Source organism: Symbiopectobacterium purcellii (genome assembly GCF_052050035.1).
Taxonomy (GTDB): Bacteria; Pseudomonadota; Gammaproteobacteria; order Enterobacterales; family Enterobacteriaceae; genus Symbiopectobacterium; species Symbiopectobacterium purcellii_A.
Genome location: NZ_CP189882.1, coordinates 4206321 through 4220077 on the forward strand (window position 1 = coordinate 4206321; position 13757 = coordinate 4220077).

The 13757-nt window shown below is 49.3% G+C and carries 10 protein-coding genes and 10 pseudogenes; 8 read left to right on the top strand and 12 right to left on the bottom strand.

Features of this window, described 5'->3' with window-relative positions; all coding sequences use genetic code 11:
• The first annotated feature begins 73 nt into the window (after positions 1-73).
• The gene (locus tag ACQGXV_RS28645; RefSeq protein ID WP_440863931.1) at positions 74-271 is read left to right on the top strand and encodes a hypothetical protein; all 198 of its coding nucleotides are present in this window, start codon (positions 74-76) and stop codon (positions 269-271) included.
• Here ACQGXV_RS28645 and istB read toward each other — a convergent pair.
• The 5 genes and pseudogenes from istB to ACQGXV_RS28670 form a co-directional block, all read right to left on the bottom strand.
• Positions 259-1059: pseudogene (gene istB, locus ACQGXV_RS28650) on the bottom strand (IS21-like element helper ATPase IstB). The gene ACQGXV_RS28645 and the pseudogene istB sit on opposite strands and share 13 nt — an antisense overlap.
• A 129-nt stretch (positions 1060-1188) precedes the next feature.
• Positions 1189-1611: pseudogene (locus ACQGXV_RS28655) on the bottom strand (Mu transposase domain-containing protein); the annotation flags it as partial.
• Positions 1612-1657: 46 nt separating this feature from the next.
• Positions 1658-2323, bottom strand: a complete 666-nt coding sequence (locus ACQGXV_RS28660) for a transposase family protein (protein ID WP_440863933.1) — start codon at positions 2321-2323, stop codon at positions 1658-1660.
• Positions 2324-2326: 3 nt separating this feature from the next.
• A pseudogene (locus ACQGXV_RS28665) lies at positions 2327-2605 on the bottom strand (transposase); the annotation flags it as partial.
• A 189-nt stretch (positions 2606-2794) separates the two neighbouring features.
• Positions 2795-3821, bottom strand: a pseudogene (locus ACQGXV_RS28670) (IS256 family transposase); the annotation flags it as partial.
• A gap of 300 nt (positions 3822-4121) precedes the next feature.
• On the opposite strand from ACQGXV_RS28670, the gene ACQGXV_RS28675 reads away from it, so the two are divergent.
• Positions 4122-4367 (top strand): helix-turn-helix domain-containing protein, encoded by a 246-nt coding sequence (locus tag ACQGXV_RS28675; RefSeq protein ID WP_440867663.1) that lies wholly within the window; start codon positions 4122-4124, stop codon positions 4365-4367.
• Between the two features lie 45 nt (positions 4368-4412).
• Here ACQGXV_RS28675 and ACQGXV_RS28680 read toward each other — a convergent pair whose 3' ends face one another.
• Positions 4413-4874, bottom strand: a complete 462-nt coding sequence (locus tag ACQGXV_RS28680) for a transposase (RefSeq protein WP_440867664.1) — start codon at positions 4872-4874, stop codon at positions 4413-4415.
• Positions 4875-4919: 45 nt separating this feature from the next.
• On the opposite strand from ACQGXV_RS28680, the gene ACQGXV_RS28685 reads away from it, so the two are divergent.
• Entirely contained in the window at positions 4920-5894 is a 975-nt protein-coding gene (locus ACQGXV_RS28685; protein ID WP_440863132.1) for an IS30 family transposase, read from the top strand.
• 23 nt (positions 5895-5917) lie between these two features.
• Here ACQGXV_RS28685 and ACQGXV_RS28690 read toward each other — a convergent pair.
• Positions 5918-6442 (bottom strand): annotated as a pseudogene (locus ACQGXV_RS28690) (IS5 family transposase); the annotation flags it as partial.
• Between the two features lie 63 nt (positions 6443-6505).
• Here ACQGXV_RS28690 and ACQGXV_RS28695 point away from each other — a divergent pair.
• Together ACQGXV_RS28695 and ACQGXV_RS28700 are read left to right on the top strand one after the other, a co-directional pair.
• On the top strand, positions 6506-6949 hold the full coding sequence (locus tag ACQGXV_RS28695; RefSeq protein WP_440867665.1) for a transposase family protein: 444 nt from the start codon (positions 6506-6508) through the stop codon (positions 6947-6949).
• Positions 6950-7115: 166 nt separating this feature from the next.
• Positions 7116-7241 (top strand): annotated as a pseudogene (locus ACQGXV_RS28700) (IS3 family transposase); the annotation flags it as partial.
• 131 nt (positions 7242-7372) lie between these two features.
• Here ACQGXV_RS28700 and rhlE read toward each other — a convergent pair.
• Positions 7373-8737, bottom strand: a complete 1365-nt coding sequence (gene rhlE / locus ACQGXV_RS28705) for an ATP-dependent RNA helicase RhlE (RefSeq protein ID WP_440863935.1) — start codon at positions 8735-8737, stop codon at positions 7373-7375.
• 336 nt (positions 8738-9073) lie between these two features.
• Here rhlE and cecR point away from each other — a divergent pair, with 336 nt between their 5' ends.
• Positions 9074-9568 (top strand): transcriptional regulator CecR, encoded by a 495-nt coding sequence (gene cecR / locus ACQGXV_RS28710; protein WP_440863937.1) that lies wholly within the window; start codon positions 9074-9076, stop codon positions 9566-9568.
• A gap of 59 nt (positions 9569-9627) precedes the next feature.
• Here the strand turns inward: cecR and ACQGXV_RS28715 are convergent.
• Positions 9628-9813 (bottom strand): annotated as a pseudogene (locus ACQGXV_RS28715) (IS256 family transposase); the annotation flags it as partial.
• Between the two features lie 493 nt (positions 9814-10306).
• Positions 10307-11338, bottom strand: a pseudogene (locus ACQGXV_RS28720) (IS256 family transposase); the annotation flags it as partial.
• Positions 11339-11521: 183 nt separating this feature from the next.
• On the opposite strand from ACQGXV_RS28720, the pseudogene ACQGXV_RS28725 reads away from it, so the two are divergent.
• Positions 11522-11740 (top strand): annotated as a pseudogene (locus ACQGXV_RS28725) (transposase); the annotation flags it as partial.
• 22 nt (positions 11741-11762) lie between these two features.
• On the opposite strand, the gene ACQGXV_RS28730 reads toward ACQGXV_RS28725, so the two are convergent.
• Both ACQGXV_RS28730 and ACQGXV_RS28735 read right to left on the bottom strand, forming a co-directional pair.
• Positions 11763-12296, bottom strand: a complete 534-nt coding sequence (locus ACQGXV_RS28730; RefSeq protein WP_440862665.1) for an IS630 family transposase — start codon at positions 12294-12296, stop codon at positions 11763-11765.
• Positions 12220-12564: pseudogene (locus tag ACQGXV_RS28735) on the bottom strand (IS630 transposase-related protein); the annotation flags it as partial. The pseudogene ACQGXV_RS28735 and the gene ACQGXV_RS28730, both read right to left, overlap by 77 nt.
• A gap of 495 nt (positions 12565-13059) precedes the next feature.
• On the opposite strand from ACQGXV_RS28735, the gene ACQGXV_RS28740 reads away from it, so the two are divergent.
• On the top strand, positions 13060-13752 hold the full coding sequence (locus ACQGXV_RS28740) for an FAD-dependent oxidoreductase (protein WP_440863939.1): 693 nt from the start codon (positions 13060-13062) through the stop codon (positions 13750-13752).
• The last annotated feature ends 5 nt before the right edge of the window (positions 13753-13757 follow it).

Genomic DNA, 13757 nt, shown 5'->3' on the forward strand with positions numbered 1-13757 from the left:
ACCTTCGCCCACTGGCATGAGTCGACGTTATGAGGCGATCTCGTGAGGCAAAAGAGGTGGCCGCATTGCGGCCATGAGCTGGGAAGTAGACTTCCCAGCACAAAACGGCATGCGCCAGTTCATGCGGGCTGGACGCCCTTATTGCCTGGCGCATGGGGGTAATGTCGCGGCTGGACGCCACGCCAAAACCCCCAAGGTCAACGGTGTCAACGCCACGATCTTTGACCGTTTTTCACCATTTTTAATGTCCGCTATTCATCAACCAGGTTGACCGCTTTTCTCCAGCGATGCCTCGTTGTTTTCTGGCGCACGATTCTTGCTCAGTACGCCTGCCTTACGTTTCTCTCTTAGCCGGTAGCTCTCCCCCTTGATATTCAGCGCCGTTGAGTGATGCAGCAACCTGTCCAGGATCGCCGTTGCCAGCACGTTGTCGCCGAACATCTCTCCCCAGTCCGCGAACCCCTTGTTCGACGTCAGGATGATGCTGGCCTTCTCGTAACGCCGATTCAGCAGCCTGAAGAACAGGCTTGCCTCCTCACTGTTCATCGGCAGGTAGCCGATTTCATCGAGGATCAGCACGCGCGCATAACTCAGCTGCTGCAGCTGGCGCTCCAGACGGTTTTCCTGTCGCGCCTTCATCAGCGTCGCTATCAGCCTGTCCAGCGGCATGAACAGCACCCGATGCCCTGCATCCGCCGCTTTCACGCCCAGCGCCACCGCCAGATGCGTTTTGCCCACGCCCGGTGGACCCAGCAGGATCACGTTTTCGCTTCGTTCTACGAACGCCAGGCCGGCAAGCTCTCTCACCACCTTAAGGTCGATGCCCGGCTAGAAGCTGAAGTCGAACTGCTCCAGCGTTTTCACCCAGGGGAGCCGGGCTTGCTTCAGCCGGGACTCCATACCGCGTTGATGGCGCCCGCTCCATTCCTGTTGCAGCGCTCGGCACAGGAACTCGCGGTAGTTGAGTTCTTCCTTCGCCGCCTGCTCCAGCAGGCTTTCTACCTGGTACCCCAGATGCTCCATTTTCAGACGGCCCAGCAGCGTCTCCAGTTCATGCATCACAGCAGCTCCTCATAAGCACTCAGCGGACGGTGTTCTATAGCCAAGCGACATTATTTTGATAACAGCCAGCTATGCTTCTTTGCCGCATATCAGGGCATAGGATGTAATCATTTTTAAGTCGGTTGGCTATACCATGCTCACCTGTTGCCACAGCGGTGCATGGTGCTCCGGAACGGTCTGCCACCCGGTACCACGGTTGTTCAGGCGATGAGTGGCCACAAGCTGCTCATTGCCGTAGATCCTCAGCTCATCATCCAGCGTGATCCGGATTGAGACCGGGCGGCCACACCAGGCCTCCGGCACGGAGTAACGATTACCCCGCACCTTGATATAGCCGTCCCAGGCCACATGACGGATGTCGAAGTAGCTGGTATCGAAGTCCGTTGCCGGCAACGCCTGCAGGTGCCCTTTTTCTTCATCGAAGCGGGTCGCCGGCGTTTGCCGGAACTGGCGCAGCTCGCGCTGGTCCGCGACCTCGGCAAGCCACTGCTCCAGCAACTGGTTAACGTGCGCGAAGCTGTCGAACTGCGTGTAACGGACAAAAAGCGTGTTGCTTAATAGTGAAATAAGGGTGTTTCGGTGATTGAAGTAAATTTTACGCTGTTCTGAGATGGAAATTCCAAAGACCGGCGCTAAGGAGTAAGAAGGTATCATCAATAAAGGGTCTACGAGTCCGTAAAATTTGGGTCATGCAACCGAGGCGCTTGATACCCGCGATGGCGTGTTCAACTGTAATACGGATGCCCGAGATTATTTTATTTTCTTGTTTTTGTTCAGGCGATAAAGGTCTTTTTCGAGTTCCTTTTTTTGGGATTTGTGTATTAGGATGCTGTTTATCTATACCTTGAAAACCGGTATCTGCCCAGATGGTTACCTCAGGAGGAATATGGCGAATTATATCGACTTTATCGAGTAAGCGTTTATCGTGACGGCGCCCATTTTTGCTCATGGGGATAAATCCAATTTGCCTTGTTTCGTCAGTCATAATAAGCCCTTTTCGAGTGGTCTGTCTTTTCTTTCCCGAATACATTTTTTTTCGCCGACGCAGATTCTTAGGCTTTTGGACAGGTCGCTCTGTCCCATCAATAAAGACGTCTTTAACTCCAGGAAAGGCGCGAAAAAATTCCTCAGCAGAGCGAATTTGACGAGCGGGCAAAACACATTCTCGCCCCAAGGTCATCTCTAAAACCGGCAATAATATTTTTACCCAGCGACATACCCATACACGAGTCTGTAAAGAATTTTGTGTAAATGGCTCCATTGCTTAACCGGAGATTCGTTCTCCATACATCAACATGAATTGGCTCATAGCAGGTTTCCAGTCTCTGATTGGCAAGGTCCATTTAGCAGAGATATTATGCAAGGCTAGATAGAGTAATTTTATCACCGAGTCATCCGTTGGAAATATTCGTCGCGTTTTCGTTATCTTGCGCAATGAAGCATTTAACGACTCTATCGCGTTGGTGGTGTAGATAACCTTGCGGATCTCCGGCGGAAAGTCAAAAATGACGATGAGACGTTCCCAATTATTTCTCCACGACGGGGGCTTTGTTGAATGATTTAAGATACTGATTTATATAAGCATTATAAAATTTCAACGACTAATTTTTCCTCTCGGAATGCTTTTTATTGTGCTAACTATTTGATTTGTCGTTCTAACAAAATACATTCTCTGTAAATGCATTCTAACTAAAGAAGATGTAAATCAAACGGTTAAATTATTCAACAAAGCCCACGACGGGCTGAACGTCGGGAACTGCTCATCCCATTTGGCCGCGAAGGCATCCAGGGCCTCTTCAGCGCCCTCTAGCGTTGCGGAACTATAGATATAGCCAACCGACTTAAAAATGATTACATCCTATGCCCTGATATGCGGCAAAGAAGCATAGCTGGCTGTTATCAAAATAATGTCGCTTGGCTATAGTGCGCAGGTCAGCAGCAACGGCCTTACGCTCTTTCCAGCCGACGTAGCGCAGCGAGTTCCGTACCTGATGCACAATGCAGAGCTGTACCCGCGTATGCGGGTAAACAGCTTCAATGGCATCAGGAAAGCCTTTCAGGCCATCGCAGCAGGCGACGAAGATGTCCTTTAGCCCACGATTTTTCAGTTCTGTCATCACAGATAACCAGAACTTGGCCCCCTCAGTTTTGGCTATCCATAGCCCCAGCAGCTCTTTTTCGCCCTGGCCGTTGACGCCGAGGGCCAGATAAACAGACTTGTTGGCCACGGCTCCGCCGTCCTGGCTTTTGACAACAATACAGTCAAGGTAAACAATGGGATAAAGCGCATCCAGCGGCCGTTGCTGCCAGCGCTTAACTTCATCCATCACAGCATTGGTCACTTGAGAAATGAAGCCAGCGGAAACATCGACCCCGTAGACTTCTTTAAAGTGTGCCTGAATATCACGGGTTGATAACCCTCTGGAATAGAGAGAAATAATGCGGTCATCGAAGCCGTTAAGCTGTTTTTCGTTCTTACCGATCAGTGTCGGCTCGAAGGTACTGTTGCGGTCGCGCGGAATATCGAGCTCGATCTCCCCATTTTGGCTACGTACGCTCTTGGATGTCTTGGCATTGCGGGAGTTGCCTGAATGATTACCTGCCGGGTCATGCTTAGCATACCCAAGGTGCATCTCCATCTCAGCTTCAAGAACCCGTTCCGCCAGTCTTTTAGTCAGCACCTTGAGTAGGCCTGATTCACCCAGCAGATCCTGAGGGGAGTGACAATCTTGAAGCAGTTGGTGGCTTTGTTGAATAATTTAACCGTTTGATTTACATCTTCTTTAGTTAGAATGCATTTACAGAGAATGTATTTTGTTAGAACGACAAATCAAATAGTTAGCACAATAAAAAGCATTCCGAGAGGAAAAATTAGTCGTTGAAATTTTATAATGCTTATATAAATCAGTATCTTAAATTATTCAACAAAGCCGCAGTTGGTCAATAAGTTCGTTGCTGATAGGCATTTTGTTATCCTTTGAAGGTTTTCCTCAAAATGCCATTTACACAGATTATTTTACAGTCTCCAGAAAGGATTTATCCCAACCCCATTAGATAAACTGCTTTTTATTTTATTGTATTTAAAATGTTATCCGACCTATGATTTGCAAGGACTTCTTTTTGGTTTAGATAGAACACGGGTATGTCGCTGGGTAAAAATATTATTGCCGGTTTTAGAGATGACCTTGGGGCGAGAATGTGTTTTGCCCGCTCGTCAAATTCGCTCTGCTGAGGAATTTTTTCGCGCCTTTCCTGGAGTTAAAGACGTCTTTATTGATGGGACAGAGCGACCTGGGCTTTGTTGAATAAATCAGAATTAGCCGACAGGATGACTCCCTCTGCTACACCTGTTATCCGATCCTGACGCTGTGTGGCATACCCAACAACGTCATACGGTTCAGCGATTTGACCATCGCTATGGCTTCACCTACTTGAGCCTCATAGTCACGCAGGCTCAGATGGCCACCCAGCAAAGTTTTTATGCGGAACATCGCTGTTTCTGCCACTGAACGCCGGTGATAACCCACTTTCTTTTTCCACATATCATTACTCCCGCTCAGACGCTGATTCGCCACCGTATGGTTACGTTCATGGTACTTGTCCGGCCAGTATTTGGCTCCGCTTCGCGGCGGGATAAGGGGCCTGATTTTCTTTCTCAGCAACGCATCGTGGCAGTAACGGGCGTCATAAGCACCGTCTGCTGACACTTCCCTGATTTTCCGGTGGGTTTGGTTAATCAGGCCCGGCAGTGCCTGCGCATCTGTCGTTGCCCCATTCCCACTCGAAACGCAACAAAGTGACCCACTGGCCAGAGTCGGATAAAATCACCGTTCTGGCCCTACTGGAGATCCCGTTGCATGCAGGGAAAACATCTGACTCACAAAGAACGGTTCTACATCGAAAAGCGGCGTGGTGATGGGGTTAACCAGGCCACCATCGCCCGGGAACTGGAGCTTCCTCGTTCTACCATCAGCAGGGAACTCAGACGCAATACCGACGCCGCTTTCAACGGGGTCTATTCCTGCAGAAGGGCCGAAACGTTGGCCAGAGGGCGGCGGCAGAAAACACGGCCGGACAGCGTGATTAACCAGCTTGAACCGCACATTCAGGACTTTATCAGAACGGCGCTGTCTACCCACACCTCACCTGAGGTCATCAGTGGGCGCCTGGTCCTGGAATTTGGCCTGTCCGTCAGCAAGAACTCGCTCTATCGCTATATCCTGCAGGAGCGCCGGGCCGGCGGTGAGCTGTATCAGCAGCTCCCTCATCGGGGTAAACGGTATAACTATCAGACCGATGAGAACAAACGCGGTCCTATTCCCAACCGTGTTGGCATTGAGCAGCGGCCGGCCGTTGCTGACCTCAAGCAGGAACCCGGGCATTTCGAGATTGACACCATCTTTGGCAAAGATCAGAAATCATTCCTGCTGACGGTGGTCGATAAAGCCGTCAAGCTGGTCATCATTCGCAAACTGCCCAACAAGCGAGCAGAGACAGTGGTAGCGGCCTTCAGGGACATCGTTGCCAATACCTTCTGCGAGTTTAAAACCCTGACTGCTGACAACGGTTCTGAATTTTCCCAGCACGGGGAAATTACAAAAGTCACGGGGGCACCGGTCTACTTTGCCCGGCCATATCATTCCTGGGAACGCGGGTTGAATGAGCATACCAACGGGCTGATACGGCGTTTTTACCCGAAGGGAACGGACTTCAATTATGTCACCCATCGCAAGGTTGCAGCACTCGAACACCTGCTCAATACGCGAGGCAGAAAATCGCTGGGTTATCGTTCTCCAAATGAGGTATTTTTAACGCACTTACAGGCGGCATAATGCCCTACCGTTTTGTTGCGTTTCGACTGGGAATGGGGCGTTCCGCTGAGCGATAAGTCGGCACAGATAATCTCATGCGTCGCACTGTCTGCTGCCAGATGAAGCTTGCGCCACACTCTTCGTCTGTCAGCCCCATGCTGCCTGACTTTCCATTCACCTTCGCCAAAGACCTTCAGACCGGTACTGTCGATGACCAGATGCGAGATTTCACCACGCGTTGGCGTTTTTATGCTGATACTGACGGTTTTTGCCCGCCGACTGACCAGAGAGTAGTCCGGGCAGCGCAGTGGCAGGCTCATCAGTGTAAAAACCGAGTCGACAAAGCCCTGTAATGCCCGGAGCGACAGGTTAAACACGCGCTTTATCATCAAAACCGTGGTAACAGCCATATCGGTGTAGTAAAGCGGCCGACCACGAACTTCAGGCGAAGAACTGTCAGTCCATGCAGCGATGGCCGACTCATCAAGCCAGACCGTCAGGGAGTCGCGTTGTCTGAGTGCTTTGTTGTAGGTGGGCCAGTTGGTGATTTTAAACTTTTGCTTTGCCATGGGGAGCTGCTATCGGGAGCGATGATAGTGCTTTGATCCGGCGATCCCCTGAAAGTTCGATTTATTCAACAAAGCCAGCGACCTGTCCAAAAGCCTAAGAATCTGCGTCGGCGAAAAAAAATGTATTCGGGAAAGAAAAGACAGACCACTCGAAAAGGGCTTATTATGACTGACGAAACAAGGCAAATTGGATTTATCCCCATGAGCAAAAATGGGCGCCGTCACGATAAACGCTTACTCGATAAAGTCGATATAATTCGCCATATTCCTCCTGAGGTAACCATCTGGGCAGATACCGGTTTTCAAGGTATAGATAAACAGCATCCTAATACACAAATCCCAAAAAAAGGAACTCGAAAAAGACCTTTATCGCCTGAACAAAAACAAGAAAATAAAATAATCTCGGGCATCCGTATTACAGTTGAACACGCCATCGCGGGTATCAAGCGCCTCGGTTGCATGACCCAAATTTTACGGAATCGTAGACCCTTTATTGGGCTTTGTTAAATAATTTAAAATACTGATTTATATAAGCATTATAAAATTTCAACGGGCTTTGTTGATGATACCTTCTTACTCCTTAGCGCCGGTCTTTGGAATTTCCATCTCAGAACAGCGTAAAATTTACTTCAATCACCGAAACACCCTTATTTCACTATTAAGCAACACGCTTATTATTCGCTACATAACCCATTATTATAGCGATGTCAGACCTCACTGGTATAACGGTGGGTTAACACCAAATGAATCAGAACGGCTGTTCCATCAACAGTCAGGTAGGGTGGCCAAATTTAGTTGACCACTACACAACGTGAATGGGAAGACTGTGAGAAGCGAGAAGACCACACGGGCAAAAGGTTGGCGCAAAGGCATGAAACAAAGGAAGCACACTAACGCAGGAGAGCGACAGCTCCCCTGCGAACAGCTTAATTACTCGCTTCTGGCGCGCGTCGGGCGACGCATCGCATTCCCCTGCGAGCGCGATGCGGCCGGTTTCCCCTGGCCGCCACGACGTTGCTCTCCAGAAGGCGAACCTTCGCCACTGCGCTGGCGGCGCGGGGCCGTACTGTGGCGCTCACTGCCGGAACGATCGCCGCCACGCGGCGCACCGCGCGTGTTTTGGCGCCCATTTTGAATCGGCTCTGCCTTGATATTCGGATCGGGCTCAAAGCCCGGCACGGCAATGCGCGGAATTTCACGTTTTAGCAATCGTTCGATATCGCGCAGCAGCTTATGTTCATCGACACACACCAGCGACAACGCTTCACCGGTAGATTCCGCGCGACCGGTACGCCCGATGCGGTGCACGTAGTCTTCCGGCACGTTCGGAAGCTCATAGTTCACCACGTGCGGCAGTTGGTCGATATCCAGACCGCGCGCAGCGATATCCGTTGCCACCAGCACACGAATCGATCCTTCCTTGAAATTCGCCAACGCACGAGTACGGGCGCCCTGGCTCTTGTTACCATGAATAGCCGCGGCGGTAATACCGTCTTTGCCCAATAGCTCCGCCAGATGGTTAGCACCGTGCTTGGTGCGCGTAAACACCAGCACCTGCTGCCAGTTCTCTTTGCCGATCAGCAAGGAGAGCAGTTCGCGCTTGCGTTTCTTATCGACAAAGTGCACGTTCTGGGTCACCAGTTCCGATGGCGTATTGCGGCGCACCACTTCGACCGACGCAGGGCGCGTCAGCAGCGTATTGGCCAGCGCTTTGATCTCATCCGAGAAGGTGGCAGAAAACAGCAGGTTTTGGCGTTTGGCGGGCAATTTAGCTAATACACGGCGAATGTCGTGAATAAAGCCCATGTCCAGCATGCGATCCGCTTCATCCAGCACCAGTATTTCGATATGGGAAAGGTCAACCGCATTCTGGTGTTCCAAATCCAACAGACGTCCCGGCGTTGCCACCAGAATGTCGACGCCACCGCGCAGTTTCATCATCTGCGGATTGATGCTGACACCGCCGAACACCATCAGCGAACGTAAACGCAGGTATTTGCTGTACGCCTGCACGTTTTCACCAATCTGAGCGGCCAGCTCACGGGTTGGTGTCAGGATCAATGCGCGTAACGGGCGACGGCCTTTGACCTCACTGTGCTTGGCGCTCAACAGTTGCAGCAACGGCAGGGTAAAACCAGCCGTTTTACCGGTACCGGTTTGCGCGCTGGCCATCAAGTCCTGACCCGACAGCACCACGGGAATCGCCTGGCGTTGTACCGGCGTAGGTTCACGATAGCCCTGTTCTTCAACAGCACGGAGAATATCGGCGCTCAGGCCGAGAGATGAAAAAGACATAGAGAAAACAACTCCAGATCAACCCTGACCGAGCCAAAGACGGTGCAGTTTCCAGGGGGAACATCAGGCGGGTTTGCTGAGCCACCATCAACCAAGGGATAGCGACGTGAGCAACAACCACAATGAACGGGCACAAACTACGGTGCATAAGGCCGCTAGTGTAACAGAGATTTCACCTTCCTGATATGCCATCCTGATAGCTACTATTCTGAATTATTCGCCTCCCGGCGCTTGAATATATCCGTGCGCACGCGCAGGGATGTGACGTTAATCACTTATAAAAAACCAGATTAGGCTAAATTTAATCATACGATTGATTAAAAAAGGGGGTGTGCCATGTTATTTCAGGCATCGTCGCCTACCCGAGGCGACCAAACCAAGCAACGACTGTTACAGGCAGCCCTTGAAGTTTTTGGCGAGTTTGGCCTGCAAGCCGCCACCACGCGCGACATTGCCCGCCGTGCCGGACAGAACATCGCCGCCATCACCTACCATTTTCACTCCAAAGAGGGGTTATATCGTGCGGTGGCAAGCGCGATTGCCGATGAAGTCGCACAAATCTATCTCCCTTTGCGCACAGAAATTACCGAGTACCTGCAACAGCCCGCTGGCACACCAGAGCGCTACATGGCGTATCTGCAAAAACTGGTGCTGAACTTTACCCGGCTGATGACCAGCCCGGAAACGTTGCACTTCAGCCGCTTTATGTCGCGCGAACAGTTGTCACCAACCGATGCCTATCCGCTGATGCACGAACGCATTATCGCGCCCATGCACCAGTTGATGACACAGCTGGTCGCTGGCTACACCGGACTAGGCTGTGTCCCTTAATTACGTAACCGGGCGTAAAACAGAGTCTGTAAAGAATTTCGTGTAAATGGCTCCATCGCTTAACCGGAAATCCGATCTCCATACATCAACATGAATTGGCTCATAGCCGGTTTCCAGTCTCTGATTGGTAGGGTCCATTTAGCCGAGATATTATGCAAGGCTAGATAGAATAATTTTAGCACCGAGTCATCCGTTGGAAATATTCGTCGCGTTTTCGTTATCTTGCGCAATGAAGCATTTATAGCTAAGCGACATTATTTTGATAACAGACAGCTATGCTTCTTTGCCACATATAGCCAAGCGACATTATTTTGATAACAGCCAGCTATGCTTCTTTGCCGCATATCAGGGCATAGGATGTAATCATTTTTAAGTCGGTTGGCTATATCACTTTACGTCTAAAATCAATTGAATAGCTCATTTAAATAATGTAATCAAAATTAAGTCGTTTAGCTATATCAGCAACTTCCTCATCAGGGAAAACGTTACAGGTACAATGCCGAAAACCTCAAATCAGGCCCTATTCCCAACCGTGTTGGTATTGAGTATCGCCCAGCTCAAGCCGAGCTTAAACAAGAGCCTGGCCACTTCGAAATTGACACTATAGCCAACCGACTTAAAAATGATTACATCCTATGCCCTGATATGCGGCAAAGAAGCATAGCTGGCTGTTATCAAAATAATGTCGCTTGGCTATATCAGGGCATAGGATGTAATCATTTTTAAGTCGGTTGGCTATAACGACTCTATCGCGTTGGTGGTGTAGATAACCTTGCGGATCTCCGGCGGAAAATCAAAAATGACGATGAGACGTTCCCAATTATTTCTCCACGATGGGCTGATCGTCGGGAACTGCTCATCCCATTTGGCCGCGAAGGCATCCATGGCCTCTTCAGCGCCCTCTAGCGTTGCGGAACTATAGATAGTGCGGAGGTCAGCAGCAACGGCTTTACGCTCTTTCCAGCCGACGTAGCGCAGCGAGTTCCGCACCTGATGCACGATGCAGAGCTGTACCCGCGTATGCGGGTAAACAGCTTCAATGGCATCAGGAAAGCCCTTCAGGCCATCGCAGCAGGCGATGAAGATGTCCTGTAGCCCACGATTTTTCAGTTCTGTCATTACAGATAACCAGAACTTGGCCCCCTCGGTTTTAGCTATCCATAGCCCCAGCAGCTCTTTTTCGCCCTGGCCGTTGATGCCTAGAGCCAAGTAAACAGACTTGTTGGTCACGGCTCCGCCGTCCTGGCTTTTGACCACAATACAGTCAAGGTAAACAATGGGATAAAACGCATCCAGCGGCCGTTGCTGCCAGCGCTTAACGTCATCCATCACGGCATTGGTCACTTGACAAATGAAGCCAGCGGAAACATCGACCCCGTAGACTTCTTTAAAGTGAGCCTGAATATCACGGGTTGATAGCCCTCTGGAATAGAGAGAAATAATGCGGTCATCGAAGCCGTTAAGCTGCTTTTCGTGCTTACCGATCAGTGTCGGCTCGAAGGTACTGTTGCGGTCGCGCGGAATATCGAGCTCGAGCGCCCCATTTTGGCTATGTACGCTCTTGGATGTCTTGCCATTGCGGGAGTTGCCTGAATGATTACCAGCCGGGGCATGCTTAGCATACCCAAGGTGTATCTCCATCTCAGCTTGAAGAACCCGTTCCGCCAGTCTTTTAGTCAGCTCCTTGAGTAGGCCTGATTCACCCGGAAGCTCCTGAGGGGAGTGGCAATCCTGAAGCAGTTGGTCAATAAGTTCGTTGCTGATAGGCATTTTTTGTCCTCTGAAGGTTTTCCTCAAAATGCCATTTACACAGATCTTTTTACACTCTCCCATGAGCAAAAATGGGCGCCGTCACGATAAACGCTTACTCGATAAAGGGCTTTGTTGAATAAATCGAACTTTCAGGGGATCGCCGGATCAGAGCACTATCATCGCTCCCGATAGCAGCTCCCCATGGCAAAGCAAAAGTTTAAAATCACCAACTGGCCCACCTACAACAAAGCACTCAGACAACGCGGCTCCCTGACGGTCTGGCTTGATGAGTCCGCCATCGCTGCATGGATTGACAGTGCTTCGCCTGAAGGTCGTGGTCGGCCGCTTTACTACACCGATATGGCTGTTACCACGGTTTTGATGATAAAGCGCGTGTTTAACCTGTCGCTCCGGGCATTATAGCCAAGCGACTTAATTTTGATTACACCATATGGACTGAGAACAAACTCTCTGTATCGCAACCCATCTCTCTTTTTTTGCTTTTTGCTTGTGCCCATTTATGCTCAATTGGGTTAAGATCTGGCGAATATGTAGGCAAATACTCCACCATATACCCTGCATCGATGATGACTTGTTGAATATTATGTTTTTTGTGAAAAGTGGCATTGTCCATCATGATTACACTGTTTTTAGGGAGTACTGGGATAAGGACTTGTGTGACCCAGGCATAGAAAACATCGCTGTTAATATTGATATCAAATAATCCGATAGCAAACAGCGTTGTGCCTAATAAAGCGCCGATAACATTTGTTCTTCCCCTAGCTCCCCAGTTCTTCAGGCCAAAACACCGTTGACCTTTTGGGGAATAGCCGTGAGTCCGTGGGGCATCGTGTGAAAAACCACTTTCATCAATAAAAACAATAGGTTTACCTTCTTTTTCATACTGTTGTTTTTTTTGTTGAAATCCCTGCCGGGCGTTTTCGTCGGCTTTCGGATGACGTAGAGTTTTTTTTATAGGTCAATCCCAGCTTTTTAAGCGCTTGCCAAATGGCCTTCTGACAAACGCCAAAACGCTCTGCACGTTCTTTTTGGTAAGCATCTGGATATTGTTCAACATCTTTTATCAACTCGGATTTATCGATCTTTCGCTGACGCGTGGTCGATGCTTTTGACTCTATTTGATTAATCCAACGCGATACAGAGGCAGGGCCAATCCGAAATTGCTTCGCTGTTTCTCGGATACTCAACCCGGCTTTATTGAATAATTTAAAATACTGATTTAAATGGGTATTATAAAATTTAGTTGTTGAAGTGTTATAATAATTATGTAAATCAGCATGTTAAATTATTCAACAAAGCTTTTCTGTACATGCATCCCACCTAAAGAAGTTGTAAATCAAAACGTTAAATTATTCAACAAAGCCACTCAACCCTTCGTTTTTCCGTGTAGATATCACTTTACGTCTAAAATTAATTGAATAGCTCATTTAAATAATGTAATCAAAATTAAGTCGTTTAGCTATATCAGTGTGGTATCTGAATAAGCACCGTCGTTGCACGTCGTGCACCATGATTAAAATCCATAATGGGGCCGCGCGGTGTGAATTATGTTGTGAAAACTTTAACGCTTTGTATAAGGATGTTCTGGGGCGAATTGATTTTTGAGATATCGGTGATAAACGTGGCAGGCAGTAAATATTATATTACCGGCTTTTGTAATTAAAAAAACAATCGTGTTTGCTTCATCCTGCAAAATAACAGAATAAAGGAACCGAATTATGAAAAAAAAGGTGCTGTTATTCAGTGCGCTGGCACTCGCTTTTTCTTCCATGGCGCAAAGTGAGACGCCCGAGTCCACCGATCTGGTGATCATCGGTGCGGGGGGCGCAGGCATGTCTGCGGCCATTGAGGCACACAACCAGGGTGCAAAAGTTATCCTGCTGGAAAAAATGCCGTTTGCCGGTGGTAACACGGCACGCGCCGAGGCGGGATTGAACGCTGCGGGCACTCCTTATCAAAAAGCCAAGGGCATTCAGGATAGCCCTGAGTTGTTCTTCCAAGACACCATGAAAGGTGGCCGTAACATCAACAACCCGGATCTGGTACGTACCCTGTCTGAACGTGCAAAAGACTCGGTACAATTCTTGAAGGATAACGGCGCTGAGTTGGCCGACTTAACCCGTACTGGCGGTGCCAGCGTGGATCGTACCCACAGACCTGCTGGCGGCGAACCGGCCGGTAGCTTCATTGCGACTGCGTTGATCAAAAAAGTGAAAGCTCTGAACATCGATCTGCGCACCAATACGTCCGCCACTGAAATTGTACAAAATGACAAGGGCGAAGTAACCGGCATTAAAGCGAAAGGCAAAGATGGCAAAGAATTTGCGCTCAATCCCAAAAAAGTCATGATCACCTCAGGTGGCTTTGGTGCCAACTTTGACATGATCAAGCAGTATAGCCAACCGACTTAAAAATG